We start from the raw sequence: 16,326 nt of genomic DNA on the forward strand, positions 1-16,326 counted from the left end.
TTTTGGTCCTGTGCATTGCGCGGTTCTCTTCGCGCGACCAGGAGAAAGCAAACCGCATGCCAAAATTTTCAATATGCTATTTTTATTTATGTAATCGTCTTTCGCGCAAGACGCGCTTGCATGATTGCGCAAAACATTGTACATAATTTCTCAAGCAACCGCGCCCGTGAACGGCCCGCTTTCGCCCGCCTTTCCCCCCGCCGCATGCTGTTGCAGAAGACGAGGGAAACGCTCATAAGCGAAGGTGTACGCGCTCATGCCAATGCAGCGCGACAGGCACCGGCGCGCCTTCCACCCCGGCAAACGGACGTTGGCACGTGTTCGCGCGCGAGCCGCACCGGCAGTCGGCGGGACGGACGCCCCCGCCCGGTTCACCGGGGTCGCCAAATCCGCCCGGTTCGCCAAGTTCCGGACGGTCCGTCAAGTCCGGACGGAGGCGCGCGGACCCGACGCGCCAGCGCGTTGCCCACCACGGCCAGACCGCCGCGCCCCGCGCGCCGCGTTTCCGGATACGGGCGGTACACCGCCCCGCACCCACGCAGGGAGAAGGCATGCGCTACTATCGGCCGCCGCTGTTCGGCACGCTGTTCCGGCTGGAAGGCAATTTCTCGGAATGGAGCATCGCCAAGCGGCTGCTGTTCGCCGCGCTGCCCGCGTTCATGCTGCTGCTGGTCATCAGCGGGGTCATCTCCCACCGCATCTCCCAGAACTTCCTGCACGACGCGCTGGGACGCAGTTCGCTGCTGGCCACGCTGGCGCAGGCCCACGAGATGGAGCAGGTGCTCCAGCAGGCCCGGCGCGAGTTGCTCTACCTCGCCCGCACCGACATCTCGGCCGCCTCGCTGGCCCACCACCTGCGCACCCGCGCCGAAACCATGGGCACCCTGTACCGCGAGATCGCCTACCAGGGCTCCACCCCCGACAACCGCATGGTGCTGCTGAACACCGGGCGCGACGTGTGGATGGTGCCGCTGGAACAGGCCCTGGCCACCCGGTTCGGCCCGCTGACCCGCCAGACCACGCAGGAGCCCAAGCCCGGCTTCGTGCGCATCTCCGCCCCCACGGAGGTAGTCTACCCCTCCGTGCCCTCGGCGGGCACGGTGCAGGGGCTGTCCATGCACGTGCTGCGCCTGACCACCCCGGTGATCGACGCCGCGGGCAACCAGACCGGGCTGCTCACCCTTTCGGTGGACATGCTGGCCATGCGCAACGTGCTGTCGGTGTACGCATCGCGCCGTTCGCCGCTGTACATCTTTCCGGAAGAGACGGAGAAGCACCGCAGCTTCTTCTTCGACGCGCACGGCTGGATCCTGTTCCAGTCGGAGTCGCCCGAACATCCCAACCTGGACCTTTCCACCGACACGGTGCGCTCGGGCATGCGCGGCGACTTCGGCCGCCCCGGCTTCGAGGCGGCCTTCCGCCCCAGCCCCGAGCAGGAGCGCTACTGGGGCATGGTCACGGAGGTCCAGTCGGGCAATTCCGGCCAGAACCGCCTGGGGGCCATGCTGGAAGATCCCTCGCCCCTGAACCGCGCCTTCTACATCAGCTACGCGCCGGTCACCTTCAGCGAAGGGCCGGGCGCCAGCACCGTGGTGGTGGGCGGCATCGCCTACACCGACACCAGCTTCCTGGCCATGGCCGCATCGTACAAGCTGTACGGCGCGCTGTTCGTGTTCGGGCTGTGCGCCAGCGCCGCGTCGGCGTTCATCCTGGGCATGCTGGGGCGCGGCATCGCCGGCCCGCTGCACCGCATCGCGGAAGAGGCCAGCGGCAAGCTGGAATCGGGCGACCTTTCGCCCATCGAACTGGGCCGGGTGCACCCCGAGGCAGAAGCCTTGCGCCAGACCACCAACGACCTGTTCGTCGCCCTGCGGGCGCGCAACGAGGAATTGCGCCTGCGCGAGGAGCACATCCAGTCCACCCGGCGGCGGCAGCGGGTGTGCCTGGACACGGAAATCGCGCAACAGCAGCCGCAGAGCCAGCTTTCGCCGCAGGACACCATGCCCGGCATCGTGGGCACCAGCGAATCGGTGCGCGGCCTGCGCGGCCTGATCCGCAAGGCCTCCGGCGTGGAGGCCGACGTGCTGATCATCGGCGAGACGGGCACCGGCAAGGAACTGGCGGCCGAGGCCATCCACATGACCAGCGACCGCGCGGGCGGACCGTTCATTTCCATCAACTGCGGCGCTCTGGACGAAAACCTGCTGCTGGACGCCCTGTTCGGGCACGTCAAGGGGGCCTTCTCCGAGGCGCGGGGCGAGCGCAAGGGGGCCTTCGTGGCGGCCGACGGCGGCACGCTGCACCTCGATGAGATCGGCAACGCCTCGCCCAAGGTGCAGCAGGCCCTGCTGCGCGCCCTGTCGGTACGGCGCATCCGCCCGCTGGGCAGCGACGACGAGATTCCCTTCGACGCGCGCATCATCGCGGCCACCAACGTGGACCTGAAGGAATGCGCGCGCCAGGGCACCTTCCGCGAAGACCTGTACTACCGGCTGGCGGTGATCACCATCAACACGCCGCCCCTGCGCGACCGGCGCGAGGACATCCCCGCCCTGGCCGACTATTTCCTGAAGCAGGCCGCGCAAACCCTGAAGCGCCCGGCCATGGGCCTGTCGCGCGGGGCGCTGGAAAAGCTGCTGGCCTACGACTGGCCGGGCAACGTGCGCGAGGTGAAGAACTGCATCACCCGCGCCGTGGCCTTTGCCGAAGGGGACACCCTGTACGCCGAAGACCTGCGCTTCGGCGCGGAACTGGACCCCACCCTGTCGCACGGGGCGCTGCTGCCGCCCTCTCCGGCCCTTTCCGGCATGACCGGCATGGGCCAGCCGGGCGCGCCCGGCACGCCGCCGCAGGGCTACGGGCAGCCGTCCCCCCATGCGTCCCCTCATGCGCCCCTCCACCCCAATGACGGCGCCGCCTACGGAACGCCGTACGGCCCCGCGGGCATACCGGGCGGAGGCGCCATGGCCGCACCCTCGGGCGCCACCGTGTACGACCCGGTCAGCGGACGCATCGTGGCGGCCGGGGCCGGTGGCGGCGGGCCGGACTGGTCGGACGTGTCGGGCCTGCATGGCGGACACGGCGGGCAGGGCCGGGGCGACCGGAGCGATCGGGCCGGGATGCCCCCCGGCAACGGCCGCCACCCGCGTGCCGGGACCGACACGGCGTCCATGCCGCCCCTGTCCACCCTGAACCCGCGCCAGCGCGCCGCGTGGGAGTTCATCAGCCGCAACGGCGGCATCACCCGCACCCAGTATCAGGACATCGTGGGCAACGAGATACCCGTGCGCACGGCGCAGTACGACTTGCAGGACATGGTGCGCAAGGGCTTCATCCGCAAGGTGGGCAAGGGACCCGCCACCCGGTACGTGCTGACCGACGGCGCCGCCGCGGCGCCGTCCCGGAGGTGACCCATGCTGGCCGCGCCGCCACCCGTCTCGCTGCTGGACCGCCTGCGCTCGCTGTTCGGCCGCAGGCGCGCCGTGGACGCCGAATCGCGCGAGCGGGTCATGCGGGTGTTCCGCGCCCGCTACGCCCACTTCAAGGACCTGCTGGACTCCAACGCGGAACTGGCCCGCATCCTCGCGGACATGGACGAGAAGATCGCGGGCTGCACCCTGTTCGGGGCCACGTGGCTGCGCTCGCAGGCCACGCGGGCGGTGTTCCACGCCATGCGCATGGTCACCGGGCTCAACGCCATATCCAATGACGCCTACCCCGCCCTGCCCGGCGTGGTGGAACGCATCAACGCGGAAATCACCGGTCTGCTGGAAAGCCGTCCCCAGGCCACGGTGGACGCCTACGCCCTGCCCTTCGCCGAGATCAACGGCGACATGGTGGACTGGGTGGGCGGCAAGTGCGCCAACCTTGGCGAACTGACCTCGCGGGTGGGGGTTCCCGTGCCGCGCGGTTTCGCCATAACCACGCGCGCCTATTACGCCTTCATGGAGCATGACGGGCTGATGGGCGAGATACGCAAGCGCCTGCGCGAAGTGGACCCGCAGGACCCGGAAAGCGTGCTGGACGTGGCCGAGGACATCCAGGACCTGTTCGCCGCCGCCACCGTGCCGCCCGACGTGGTGGACGCCCTGCGCGCCGCCTGCGACGCGGCGTTCGGACCGCCCGGACCGGACGAAGCGGACGGCACGGAAGGCGGCGGCGCCCCGCTGCGCCTGGCCGTGCGGTCCAGCGCCCTCAGCGAGGACAGCCACGTGTCCTTCGCCGGGCAGTACCTTTCGGTGCTCAACGTGTCCCGCGACGGCGTGGTGGACGCGTGGAAGCGGGTGGTGGCCAGCCTGTTCATGCCCCAGGCCATCGTGTACCGCCTGCACCAGGGCATCACCCTGGACGCCAGCGCCATGGCCGTGGCCTGTATGGAAATGGTGGATTCCGTGGCCGCCGGGGTGCTGTTCACCCGCCATCCCGTGGACCTGCTGTCCGACTCCATGGTCATCAACGCCGCGTGGGGGCTGGGCGCCGCCGTGGTGGACGGCGAGATGGAGCCGGACACCTGGCTGTTCAGCCGCGAGGAGGCCCCCCATCCGGTATCGCGCCATATCGTCTGCAAGGCGCACCGCCTGGCTCCCGGCGACGACGGCCGCCTGCGCGAGGAGGACGTGCCCGAACCCCAGCGCGACGCCCCCTGCCTGACCGACGCCCAGGCCGCCGAACTGGCCCGCATCGGCATGCGGGTGGAGGCGCACTACGGGGTGCCGCAGGACGTGGAATGGGCGCTGGACCCGGCCGGGCGGCTGCTGCTGCTCCAGGCCCGCCCGCTAACCACCACCCCGCGCGGCGACGCGCGCACCACGCCGCTCATGGAGGGCTACCCCCTGCTGCTGCACGGCGGCGAGCCCGCCTGCCCCGGCGTGGGCTGCGGCCCGGTGCTGCAACCCAGGGACGCGGAAGAACTGGCCCTGTTCCCGGAAGGCGGCATCCTGGTGGCCATGCATTCCTCGCCGTCCTACGTGCTGGTCATGCAGCGCGCCCAGGCCATCGTGGCCGAGGCGGGCAGCATCACCGGGCACATGGCCTCGCTGGCGCGGGAATTCGGGGTGCCCACCATCGTCAACGCGCCGGGGGCCATGGCCGCGCTGCCCGTGGGCACGCTGGTGACCGTGGACGCCTTTTCCTGCCGGGTCTACGAAGGCCGGGTGGAGGAACTGCTGCCCCTGCGCGAGGAACGCGCCGTGTGCCTGCGCGACACCCCCATCCACAACCTGCTCAAGCAGGTGGCCGCGCTCGTCTCGCCCCTGAACCTGCACGACCCCAAGTCGGACGACTTCACCCCCGCCGCCTGCCGCACCCTCCACGACGTGATGCGCTTCGTGCACGAACTGTCCTATGCCCACATGTTCCGGCTGTCGGACACGGTGTCCGACGCCGGGGCCGTGGCCGTGGAGATGAAGGCCCCGGTGCCGCTGGACCTGCACGTCATCGACCTTGGCGGGGGCCTGACCGGCGTGGACGGCCCCTACGCGTGGCCGGAGCAGGTGGTCTCCGCGCCGTTCAGAGCCCTGCTGGACGGCATGCTGGACCCGGCGGTGCACCAGCGCGGCCCGCGCCCGGTGGACATGAGCGGCTTCCTGTCGGTCATGAGCCGCCACATGATCGAGCCGCCCACCATGCACGGCCAGCGATTCGGCGACCGCAGCTACGCCCTGGTCTCCGACAAGTACCTGAATTTCAGCTCGCGCGTGGGCTACCACTACGGGGTGCTGGACGCCTACTGCGGCCAGACCATGAACAAGAACTACATCACCTTCCAGTTCAAGGGCGGCGCGGCCGACGAGACGCGCAAGAACCGCCGGGTGCGCTGCATCGGCATCATCCTGGAATCCATCGGCTTCCAGGTGGAGGTGCGGGGCGACATGGTCACCGCCCGCTTCCAGAAGTTCGCGGCCCCGCAGATCGCCGAACGGCTGGTGCAACTGGGGCGGCTGCTCATCGTCACCCGCCAGTTGGACATGCTGATGGTGGACGAGGCGGCGGTGCAACGCTTCGCGGAAAATTTCCTGAACGGCCACTATCATTAGCCGCAGCCGCCCCCGGACAATCACGCAAAGCGCAAACAGCGCGACAAATCCTGCGCGAAACACTTGCACAAAGTAGAACATCCCCGACATTCATCTGGAATATCGGGGATGTTCTGCTTGCACATCCTGTCATGACGCGCAAGCTCCGTGCGGCGCGCGCACGAAAAAACTATGGCCGGAGGTCAATCCCTCTCATCGGCGGACAACCCGGCCCGGATGCGCCGGACGAGCCCGGTGGTGGAGAATCCGGGCAACAGGGGCAGGCTGAGCACGCGCCCCCCCCGGGCCTGCACCACGTCGCGCCCCACGATGCGATCCACGGACCAGTCGCCGCCCTTGACCAGCACGTCGGGCTGGATTTCCGTGATGAGCGCGTGGGGGGTGTCCTCGTCGAACTCCACCACGTAGTCCACGCTGGCCAGATGGGCCAGCACGTAGGCCCGCACGGCGAAGGGGTTCACCGGACGGTCCGCGCCCTTGCCCTGCCGCCGCACCGAAGCGTCGGAATTCAGGCCCAGCACCAGCAGGTCGCCCTCGGCGCGGGCGCGGGCCAGCAGGTCCACGTGGCCGGGGTGCAGGATGTCGTAGCAGCCGTTGGTGAACACCACCCGCTGCCCGGCGGCGCGACGGGGGGCCAGCAGGCCCGGCAAATTGGCGCGGGACACCACGGCGGGGTGGGTCAAATCGGGATTGGCCGGGCCGGGATGCGCCGGGACGGGACGGGTCGGGCAGGAATGGTTGGCGTCCATGGAAGGCTCCGGGTGGCCGCCGGGCATGCGCCGGACGTGCCGGACATATGCCGGGCAGGCATTGGACATTGGTTGCACATTGCAGCCACGGGTCCCCATGGCGGGACCATGGCCACATTCCGCCCGAAAGCGCGGAACGACCCCGCTACCCCTTCATGCGCAGCGCCGCGCAATCGCCGAACAGCACCAGTTCCGCCCAGTCGTAGGCGAAGTCCAGCCGGGCCTCCTCGTCGTCCAGCACCCGTTGTTGCCGGTCGGCGGCCATGTCCAGCCGGTCGAACAGTTTCACCCCACGGATGAAGTCGGCGAACCGGTCCAACTGGTAGCAGGCCAGCAAGACCATGGTGGCCTGCTTGGGGCTGATGGCCGCGCCCTGCCGCTTGCAGCGCGCCATGAGGCGCATGTAGCGGTCGTTGGAGGCGTTGTACGGTTCCAGCCCCTGGTCGGCAAGCCACGTGGCGCTCGACCACTCGCCGGACTCGTCGAAGCCCCTACAGTGCTCCTCGCGCACCACGAAGAACTGCTCCACCACGTTGCCCTGCCCGTCCTCCTTGGTGGCCCGCCCCAGCGGGTAGGTGCGGCAGGCCCCGGAACGGTCGGGATACACGGTGCACCCGGCGTCGCTGACGAAGGGGCACAGCTTCAGCGGGTGCTCGCTCATGCGCAGGAACAGGGCGGGAAAGCCGGTGTCCGGGTACTGGCCCACGCGGGCATGGGTGTTGATGAATTCCTCGCTGCCCATGCCCAGGTTGCGGCGCAGCCGCAGCACGTCGTACGGCGTGAGCGGCATGTTCAGGTCGGAACAGCAGGCGTTGAAGCAGCGCACGCCGGGATGGCAGGCGAAGCGGAAGGTCTCGCCGCCGTGCAGTTCCGGCAGGCTTTCCAGAAAAGCCTGGGTCTCGTCGCCCTGCGCGGCTTCCGTCCCCGGCGCGCCGCAGCCGCCACAGTCGTTCATCTCGCCGGTCATCGTCGCCTCGTTTGGCAGTGCGTCGGATGTCCGGCGCGGTCTGTGGTGGCGACGCCACCTAAAAGTTGATGCGGGACCGAACGCCATCCATGATCCTCGCCGCCTCGGCGCGGGCGCGGGTGTCCCCGGCCTCCAGGATGTCCTGGATGCCCTTGGGGTTGGCCAGCAGCGCGGCGCGGCGCTCGTGCAGCGGCCCCAGGAACGCGCCCAGGTTATCGAGGAAGATCTTCTTGCAGTCCACGCAGCCCAGCGAGGCGGAGGTGCAGCCCTGGCGGATTTCGGCCTGCTGTTCCGGGGTGGCCATCAGTTCGTGGTAGGGGAACAGGTTGCACACGTCGGGGTTGCCGGGGTCGCTCTTGCGCAGGCGGTTGGTGTCGGTGAACATGCCGCGCACCTTGGGGGTGATTTCCTCCATGGTGTCGCGCAGGTAGATGGCGTTGCCGTAGCTCTTGGACATCTTGCGGCCGTCCAGGCCCGGACACTTGGCCGCCGGGGTCAGGCGCGCCTCCGGCTCGGGGAAGTATTCGCCGTACAGGAAGTTGAAGCGGCGCGCGATCTCGCGGGTCAGTTCAAGGTGCGGCAACTGGTCCTGGCCCACGGGCACCCACTTGGGGTGGTAGATCAGGATGTCCGAGGCCATCAGCACCGGGTAGCCCAGGAACCCGTAGTTGCCCAGGTCCTTGTTGACCACTTCCTGCTTCTGTTCCTTGTAGGTGGGGTTGCGTTCCAGCCAGCTCACCGGGGTGATCATGGACAGGATGAGGTGCAGTTCCGCGTGCTCCTTGATGTGCGACTGCTGGAACATCACGCACTTTTCCGGGTCCAGGCCGGCGGCCACCCAGTCGGTGACCAGTTCGGGCACGAAATCCCGGATGCGCGAAGGATCGGCGTAGTCGCTGGTCAGGGCGTGCCAGTCGGCCACGAAGAAGAACGCCTCCATCTCGTGCTGCATCTCGACCCAGTTCCTCAGCACGCCGAAGTAGTGGCCGAGATGCAACGGCCCGGTGGGCCGCATGCCGGAAACGGTGCGCTTGTCGGGGGTGGTCATGATCTGTCGTTCCTCCGGGAGGGGATGGGATGTCGTAGCGCGGCGCGCGGACGGCATGGGCGCGCATCGTGCGGAATTTCGAAAAACACGGCGAGGCCGGGCCGTGACCGCGCCCGGCGCCGACGAAGGCGGGCGGGGCTATTCAAGCCCAACGAGCCACAGGGTGAACGCCAGCGAATTCTGCACCAGCGGGGACAGGATCGGGAACAGCATGCCCGTGGCCAGCAGCACCACCAGCACGATGAGCCCGTAGCGCTCCATCTTCTGGTAATGCCAGCTGACGGAACGCGGCAGGACGCCCGCGAGAATGCTGCCGCCGTCCAGCGGCGGAATGGGTAGCAGGTTGAACCATGCCAGCATGAAGTTCACCTTTATGCCCACGAAGAACATATACAGGAAAAAGTCGTACACGCCGTGGCCGCCCCAGAGCGCGACGGGCATGGCCAGCGTGAGCAGCCGCAGGCACAGGGCGAACCCCAGGGCCACCAGCATGTTGGTGAGCGGACCGGCCACGGAAACCAGCGCCATGTCGCGCCGGATGGAGCGGAAATAGCGGGGGTTCACGGGAACGGGCTTGGCCCAGCCGAGGATGAAGGGGCTGGTCAGGGCGGTGAACACGAACAGCAGCGAGCCCATCACGTCCAGATGCGGCAGCGGGTTCAGGGTCAGCCTGCCCAGCATCTTGGCGGTGGGGTCGCCGCGTTTCCACGCGGCCCAGCCGTGCGCGACCTCGTGGCAGACCATGCCGAGCAGCATGGGCACGAAGGCGGCGGCCAGCAGCTTTACTTTGGCGGCGATGTCGGTTTCGAACATGACCCCTGCGGCTACCACGAAGGCGGAGGCAGGGCAAGGGGCGCACGGCCGCGCGGGCCTTGCGCCCGTTGCGCCCAGTGCGCACGTCGCGCGCGGGCTAGCCCGCCGCGCCGCGCCCCAGGGCCCGCTCGATGGCGCAGACCAGTTCCTCCATCTCGCAGGGCTTCAGCAGGTATCCGGTCGCGCCAAGGCGCATGCCCTCGCGGGCCTCTTCGGCGCCGCCATGGCCGGTCAGCATGATCACCGCCATTTCCGGGGCCATGCGCCGCACCACGCGCAACAGTTCGAAGCCGTCCATGTCGTCCATTTTCAGGTCGAACACCGCCGCGTCGTAGGTGGCGCCGCGCAGCGCGCGCAGGGCGTCCGTGCCGCTGCCCGCCGTGTCCACCACGTAGCCGCGCCGGGCAAGGCGCTTCTGCATCACCCGGATGAAGCCCGCCTCGTCGTCCACCAGCAGCAGCCGCACCGGCGTGGCGGAATCTTGCGGACCGGCGCCCGGACCAGCGCCCGAACCAACGCCCGGATCATCACCCGGACCTGCTCCGGACGGCGCACCCGGCGGCGGCGTGTGGGAGTGGGTTTCGCTCATGCACTATCCTCCGTGGCCCCGTTGTCCGGGGCCTTGCGGTTCGTGACGGCCTGGGCCACGGCGCGCGGCGCGGGACAGAAGGCCGCCTGCTCCCCGCCCGCCAGCCGTCCGGCGCCCTGCGCGGCCTGCGCCGCGTGTATCGCCGGGTCGTACGGCGGCAGCAGCACCTGGAAGGTGGTGCCCACCCCCACGATGCTGCTGACCTTTATCTCGCCGCCCATCTTGTTGACGATGCCGTAGCAGATGGACAGCCCGAGCCCCGTCCCCTTGCCCACCGGCTTGGTGGTGAAGAACGGGTCGTAGATGCGTTGCAGGATGGCTTCCGGCATGCCGGGGCCGGTGTCGGCCACGTTCACGGCCACCATGCCGCTGTCGCTCATCAGGGTGGCCACCTTCAGGGTGCCGCCGGAACCTTCCATGGCGTCGAAGGCGTTGTTGAACAGGTTCAGGAACACCTGCTGCAATTCGGAGGGCGAGGCGGCCACCGGCGGCAACCCCTCGGCCAGGGCCACCACCACGTGCACGCTGACGGTGCGCGCCTTCTGGCCGGAAAGCTCCACCATCTCGGTGACCATGGCATTGATGTCCACCGCGTGCACCTCGCGGTCGGAGCGGCGGGCGAAGCTGAGCAGCTTGTGGGTGATGTCGCGGCAGCGCACCCCCTGGGTGCGGATCTGCCGGGCGCTGTCGCCTATCTCGCGCACGGCGTCCTGCTCCTGCAGTTCGCCCAGCACGTCCTCTATCCACCCCGCCTCCTCCATCATGATGGCCACGGGGTTGTTGATCTCGTGGGCGATGCCCGCCGCCATCTCGCCCAGGGCGGACAGCTTGCCCGCCTCCACCACCTGGGCGTTGAGGGCGGCCATCTCGCGCTCCAGCCCGTCGATGCGCTCGATGATGCGCTGGGCCAGGAACATGCCCAGCACCAGCACCGCGATGGAGGCCAGCCCCAGCACCAGGAACAGGGTGCGCTGCGCCGCGTGCAGGCCCTGCAACGCCTCGCGCGAGGACTGCTGGAAGACCAGCACCCAGTCGCCGCCTTTCAGGCGCGACATGGCGTAGAGCATGTCGCCTTCCTCGAAGGCGCGCTCCTGCTCCATGCCCGCGATGCCGCCGCCGAACACCCTGCGGGCGAACTCCGCCAGCTGGGTGCCGTCGCCCGGCGCATGGCGGCCGCCGGAGGTCTGGAATTCCCCGCTGCGGTTGATGATGCAGGCCTGGCCGGTGGACCCCACGCGGATGTCCTCCACCAGCGAGACGAAGCTGGCGAAATCGATGGTGGAGCGCAGGATCCAGGCCCTGCCGTCGATCATCAGTTTCACGGCCACGATGAAGTGGGGCGACTTGCGCACGCCCAGGAACACGTCGCTGATGAACACGTCGCGCGCGCCGGCCTGGAGGAACCAGTTCTCGCGGGAATAGTCCGTGCCTTCCAGGCGGTGGGGCCCGGCGTACACCCGCTGGATGCCGCGCTCGTCCACCATGCCGAGGTCCACGTACACCCCGCCGTAGGCGCTGCGCATGGCTTCCAGCTTGCGGTTGAGGTTGGCCGGGTCCAGCAGGCCCGCGCCCTGCGCCTCCACCAGCATCTGCACGCTGGCCAGACGTTCGTGCAGGAAGTCGTCGATCTTCTGGCTGTGCCGGTCGGCGATCTCGCGCGCCTGGCCGAAGACCATCTCGCGGAACGACACCCCCAGGTGCAGGTTCATGACCCCCAGGATCAGCACCAGCGGCAGCACCGACGCCACCAGGATGCCCATGTAGATGAGCCGGTTCAGCGCGACGCGGCGGCCGACGGGGAACAGGGAGTCTGGCATGGGCACCTCTGGGGTTGACGCGGCACGGCGCGGCGCGGCGAACCGCCGGTCCGGGGGCGGGCCGCCCCTGCGGGCGAAGCGGCGCCCGCCGCGCAAGGGCGTTCACCGCGCGCGACGCAACGCGCAGCCGCGTTTCCGGGCGGCGCGGCGCATCTGCCACCGGATGCGCGGACGGCGCGATGCAGCCCGCGCGCGTCCGGCGGACCTCTGGCGAACGTCTGGCGAACATCTGGCAAACGTCTGGCGCGCGCCCGGCGGGCCGGGGACGAACGGCGTAAAACGGGGCGGGCCGCGCCGGGCGGCACGGGCAGGCGCACGCGGCACGCAATCCGCGTATCGGCCGCACGGCGACGGCTATCGCGCAATATCGCGCAAGCCCGGACCCGCCCCCAAGGGACAAAAGCAAGGGGCATGCCACCTGCGCGAAGAATGGCGCGGACGCACCGCCACGGGCCAGCGCGGGGCGCGACGGACAGGGCGCGGCAAGAGAGACGGGTGCTAGGAACGCTTTTCGATGGCCAGGGCCACCTTGGCCTTCAGTTCCGTGAGGTCCACGGACTTGACCACGTAGTAGTCCGCCACCACCGACTTCAGGTCGTGCTGGAAGGAATCGTAGGCGGTGGACAGGATGACCGGCAGGGTGGGGTCACCCCGGCGGATTTCCTGCAACAGGTCCAGGCCCGAGATGTCCGGCCCCAGCTTGATGTCGAGCACCACCACCAGGGGCTTTTCGCGCGCCACCACGTCGAGGATGGGTTCGCGCCCGTCGGACACGGCCACGGTGTAGCCTTCGCCCTCCAGCTCTTCCTGGTACAGCATGCGGATGTGCTTTTCATCGTCCACGACAAGGATCTTCTTGGCCGACATGGTTCACCTCCGAAGGCTCGGGACGCTGGGGGAAGGGGCCTGCGGGGCGACGCGCCGCCACATTGGCACATGGGCGTGCGGGCGGCGTGCTGTCCCCGCACCTTTGCAGAGAATAGTACAGGCGCGCGATGAAGACAAGCAACCCGCCCCGGCGGCGCGGCATCTTCACGCCCGGGCGGGGGTCTGCGCGCTCCCCCGTCATTGCCGCGAGCCCAAGGATACGCGCCCTCCGGGCCGCCCCTGCCGCAGGGGCGCCGCACCTTGCCATCGGGGCGCAAACGGGTATGGTGCGCTTCCGGTACGCGGCCCGGGCGCCGCCGTGGAAAACGTTGCGGCCGCGCCCTTCCCCCGAACCTTCACCCGGAGACGGGACATGGAACACACCCCGGAAACCACCCCCGGCGAACGCCGCGCGTTCGTCCCGCGCACCATCACGGTGCGCCTGCAACCCAAGGAACAGCTGCTGACCATGCCGCGCGAGAAGACCGTGCTGCAAGTGCTGCGCAAGCTGGGCATCCGCCCCGCCACGGCCATCGTCGTGCGCGACGGCGGCCTGCTGACTCCCGACCGCGAAGTGCTGCCGGATGACGAGTTGTTGATACGCATCGTCACATCCAGTGGATAACGGACAGCGGCGATTCCCACTCCCAGGCTGTGGCCGGCGCCCTTCAGAATGGGCACCGCACGCACCGCAACCCGAAAGGATCACCCGCCATGAAATGCAAACGCTGCAAGGAGACGGCCGTCGTCGCCCTGCCCAGCCACCATACCGGCTTCTGCGCCGAATGCTTCCTGCTGTTCTTCACCCGGCAGGTGGAGCGCGGCATCAAGGAACGCAAGCTGTTCACCCATGACGACCGCATCCTGGTCGCCCTTTCCGGCGGCAAGGATTCGCTGAGCCTGATGCTGGAACTTTCGCGGCAGGGCTACGACGTCACCGGCCTGCACATCGACCTGGCCATTCCCGGTTCCTCGCCCGCCGCGCGCGGGGTGGTGGAACGCTTCTGCCAAAAGCACGGACTGAACCTGATCGTGAAGGAAATGGGGGCCGAGGGCCTTGCCATTCCCGACGTGAAGGCCCGGCTGAACCGGCCGGTGTGCTCGGCCTGCGGCAAGATCAAACGCTATTTCTTCAACAAGACCGCGCTGGACGAAAACTTCACCGTGCTGGCCACCGGCCACAACCTCGATGACGAAATCGCCCGCCTGTTCAGCAACACCCTGCGCTGGGACGTGGCCTACCTGAGCGACCAGGGCCCCGACCTTGCCGCAGACGGCGGCTTTGCCCGCAAGGTGAAGCCCCTGTGGCGGCTCACCGAATTCGAGACCGCCAACTACGCCTTTCTCATGGGCATCGAGCATCACTACGCGCCCTGCCCCTACTCCGGCGGGGCCAGCTTCACCTTCTACAAGAAGCTGTGGACCGACCTGGAAGAAGAAATGCCCGGCCGCAAGCTGGACTTCTACCAGGGCTTCCTGGAACGCGGCCGCCCGGTGTTCGCCCGCGCCGACAGCGAGGACGGCGTGGACCTGACCCCCTGCACCCGCTGCGGCTACCCCACCTCCAACGAGGTGTGCGGGGTCTGCCGCATCCGCGACGCCCTGCGCGACAAGAGGGATGGGGCGGGTGACGCGGTCATCGAAGGATAGGAACACATGACGGGGGGAGGGAGGCGACTCCCCCTCCCGGAGTTTTCACCCCAACCCGCGCCGCCATGCCCCAGCCCCGCCCCGCCGTCAGCGTCGTGCTGCCCGTCTGGAACGCCGCCGCCACCCTGCCCGCCACGCTGGAAAGCCTGCTGCGGCAAACGGGCGCGGACTTCGAGGTGGTGGCCGTGGACGACGGCTCCACCGACGCCACCCCCGCCCTGCTCGCCGCCTTTGCCGGGCGCGACGCCCGCATCCGCCCGGCGCGCATCCCCCACGGCGGCATCGTGGCCGCGCTGAATCACGGTCTTGCCCTTGTGCGCGGCCGATACATCGCGCGCATGGACGCCGACGACACCTGCCACCCGCAGCGCCTGGCCCTGCAATGCGCCTATCTGGACGCCCACCCGCACATGGGCCTGGTGGGCTGCCGCGTGGCCTTCGGCGGCGACCGCCACCGCTGCGGCGGCTACGCCCGCCACGTGGACTGGACCAACACCCTGCTGGACCCCGCGGACATCGCCCTGGCCCGCTTCCGCGAATCGCCCTTCGCGCACCCCTCCGTGATGTTCCGCGCGGAACTGCCGGGCATGCACGGCGCGTACGCCGACGGCCCCTTCCCGGAAGACTACGAACTGTGGCTGCGCTGGCTGGACGCGGGCGTGGCCATGGCCAAGCTGCCGCACACCCTGCTGACCTGGAACGACCCGCCGGGCCGCCTTTCACGCACCCACCCCAACTACGCGGAAGACGGCTTCTACACCCTGAAGGGGCTGTACCTGGCCCGCTGGCTGGCCCGGCACAATCCGCACCACCCCGAGGTGTGGGTGGTGGGCGCGGGCCGCGCCAGCCGCCGCCGGGCGCGCCAGTTGATGGAGCAGGGCATTGCCGTGCGGGCGTGGATCGACATCGACCCGCGCAAGATCGGCAACCGGGTGGACGGCCTGCCCGTGCTGGGCCGCGAGGCCATGCCCGCGCCGGGCAAGGGGTTTCTGGTGGCGTATCTGGCCGGGCACGGCGCGGCGGAAGAACTGACGGAATTCCTTGACGGCGTGGGCTACGTGCAGGGTCGGGACTACATATTGGCGGCGTAGCGGGCGGCCTGTCACGCGTTCCGGCATGGGGCAACCACCCCGGCAGCGGCAACACTCCGCCCGCGCGTTCTTTCCGCATCCGTCCCGTGCCGCGCGGCCCGCTTTCGTCCGCACGCCAACCGCGCTATCGAAAGGACGTTGCTCCCGTTTCGGCGCACGTGATTCACGCTCGCTTTGCCGCCCCTTGCCCCGTTCCGCATCTGCCCCGCCCGCCGGGAGGCCCGCATGAAACGCCGCATCACCGTTGCCCTGCTGATTCTGTTCGGCGTCTTGGACTTCGTGGTGTGGATCGTCGGCGGCGCGCCGGAACAGGTGGGCCTGCTGCACCAGGCCGCTGCCATCGGGGTACGGCTGTGGGTCATCACGCTGGCCCTGCGCGGCCTGCGCGACGAGGCCGCCCTGCAACACGCCATGGGGTGGGTCATCGGCTACAGCGTGGTCATGCTCTTTCTCATGATCTACTCAGGCCGCAATGACCTGTTCGCGCCCAATCCCGACGGTCCCATTTTCAACCCGCTGTGGTTCTGGAGCACTCCAGAGGACGCCTATGCCAAAGACCTCTTCGGGCTGGTGGTCCCTTGTTCGCTGGTGTATCTCGCCATCTTCGGCAATCTGATTACCGTGAGGCGCCGTCGCGCTTAGGGCTCCCGCCCTCCACGTCCCGCGCCACGCGGCGCCGCCCTTCCAAGCCCCCTCCTTG

13 protein-coding genes are annotated in these 16,326 nt (G+C 69.1%); 6 read left to right on the forward strand and 7 right to left on the reverse strand.

The window, feature by feature from the left end; genetic code table 11:
• Nucleotides 1–551 precede the first annotated feature (551 nt).
• Together V6B97_RS08390 and V6B97_RS08395 are read left to right on the forward strand one after the other, a co-directional pair.
• On the forward strand, nt 552–3,410 hold the full coding sequence (locus V6B97_RS08390; protein ID WP_333506051.1) for a sigma 54-interacting transcriptional regulator: 2,859 nt from the start codon (nt 552–554) through the stop codon (nt 3,408–3,410).
• Nucleotides 3,411–3,413: 3 nt separating this feature from the next.
• Entirely contained in the window at nt 3,414–6,035 is a 2,622-nt protein-coding gene (locus tag V6B97_RS08395; protein ID WP_333506052.1) for a PEP/pyruvate-binding domain-containing protein, read from the forward strand.
• A 182-nt stretch (nt 6,036–6,217) separates the two neighbouring features.
• On the opposite strand, the gene rfaE2 is transcribed toward V6B97_RS08395, so the two are convergent.
• From rfaE2 to V6B97_RS08430, 7 genes are all read right to left on the reverse strand, one after another.
• Nucleotides 6,218–6,784, reverse strand: coding sequence for a D-glycero-beta-D-manno-heptose 1-phosphate adenylyltransferase (gene rfaE2 / locus V6B97_RS08400; protein ID WP_333506053.1), 567 nt, complete (start codon nt 6,782–6,784; stop codon nt 6,218–6,220).
• 145 nt (nt 6,785–6,929) lie between these two features.
• Nucleotides 6,930–7,751, reverse strand: coding sequence for a YkgJ family cysteine cluster protein (locus V6B97_RS08405; RefSeq protein ID WP_333506054.1), 822 nt, complete (start codon nt 7,749–7,751; stop codon nt 6,930–6,932).
• 58 nt (nt 7,752–7,809) lie between these two features.
• Nucleotides 7,810–8,799, reverse strand: a complete 990-nt coding sequence (trpS, locus tag V6B97_RS08410) for a tryptophan--tRNA ligase (protein ID WP_333506055.1) — start codon at nt 8,797–8,799, stop codon at nt 7,810–7,812.
• Between the two features lie 138 nt (nt 8,800–8,937).
• A complete protein-coding gene (locus tag V6B97_RS08415) occupies nt 8,938–9,612 on the reverse strand; it encodes a site-2 protease family protein (RefSeq protein WP_333506056.1) in 675 nt (224 codons plus the stop codon).
• A gap of 97 nt (nt 9,613–9,709) precedes the next feature.
• Nucleotides 9,710–10,201, reverse strand: a complete 492-nt coding sequence (locus V6B97_RS08420) for a response regulator (RefSeq protein WP_333506057.1) — start codon at nt 10,199–10,201, stop codon at nt 9,710–9,712.
• Nucleotides 10,198–12,018 (reverse strand): sensor histidine kinase, encoded by a 1,821-nt coding sequence (locus tag V6B97_RS08425; RefSeq protein WP_333506058.1) that lies wholly within the window; start codon nt 12,016–12,018, stop codon nt 10,198–10,200. Before V6B97_RS08425 ends, V6B97_RS08420 begins: the two co-directional genes overlap by 4 nt.
• Nucleotides 12,019–12,516: 498 nt before the next feature.
• Nucleotides 12,517–12,885 (reverse strand): response regulator, encoded by a 369-nt coding sequence (locus V6B97_RS08430; protein ID WP_333506059.1) that lies wholly within the window; start codon nt 12,883–12,885, stop codon nt 12,517–12,519.
• Nucleotides 12,886–13,258: 373 nt separating this feature from the next.
• On the opposite strand from V6B97_RS08430, the gene V6B97_RS08435 reads away from it, so the two are divergent.
• From V6B97_RS08435 to V6B97_RS08450, 4 genes are all read left to right on the forward strand, one after another.
• Nucleotides 13,259–13,510, forward strand: coding sequence for a hypothetical protein (locus V6B97_RS08435; RefSeq protein WP_333506060.1), 252 nt, complete (start codon nt 13,259–13,261; stop codon nt 13,508–13,510).
• An 89-nt stretch (nt 13,511–13,599) separates the two neighbouring features.
• Nucleotides 13,600–14,535 (forward strand): ATP-binding protein, encoded by a 936-nt coding sequence (locus V6B97_RS08440; RefSeq protein ID WP_333506061.1) that lies wholly within the window; start codon nt 13,600–13,602, stop codon nt 14,533–14,535.
• A 65-nt stretch (nt 14,536–14,600) separates the two neighbouring features.
• Nucleotides 14,601–15,626 (forward strand): glycosyltransferase family 2 protein, encoded by a 1,026-nt coding sequence (locus tag V6B97_RS08445; RefSeq protein ID WP_333506062.1) that lies wholly within the window; start codon nt 14,601–14,603, stop codon nt 15,624–15,626.
• Nucleotides 15,627–15,851: 225 nt separating this feature from the next.
• Nucleotides 15,852–16,268: a hypothetical protein gene (locus V6B97_RS08450; RefSeq protein WP_333506063.1), complete on the forward strand. Its 417-nt coding sequence runs from the start codon at nt 15,852–15,854 to the stop codon at nt 16,266–16,268.
• Nucleotides 16,269–16,326: the final 58 nt, after the last annotated feature.

The organism is Nitratidesulfovibrio sp. 1201_IL3209 (assembly GCF_036763125.1).
Classification (GTDB): Bacteria; Desulfobacterota; Desulfovibrionia; order Desulfovibrionales; family Desulfovibrionaceae; genus Cupidesulfovibrio.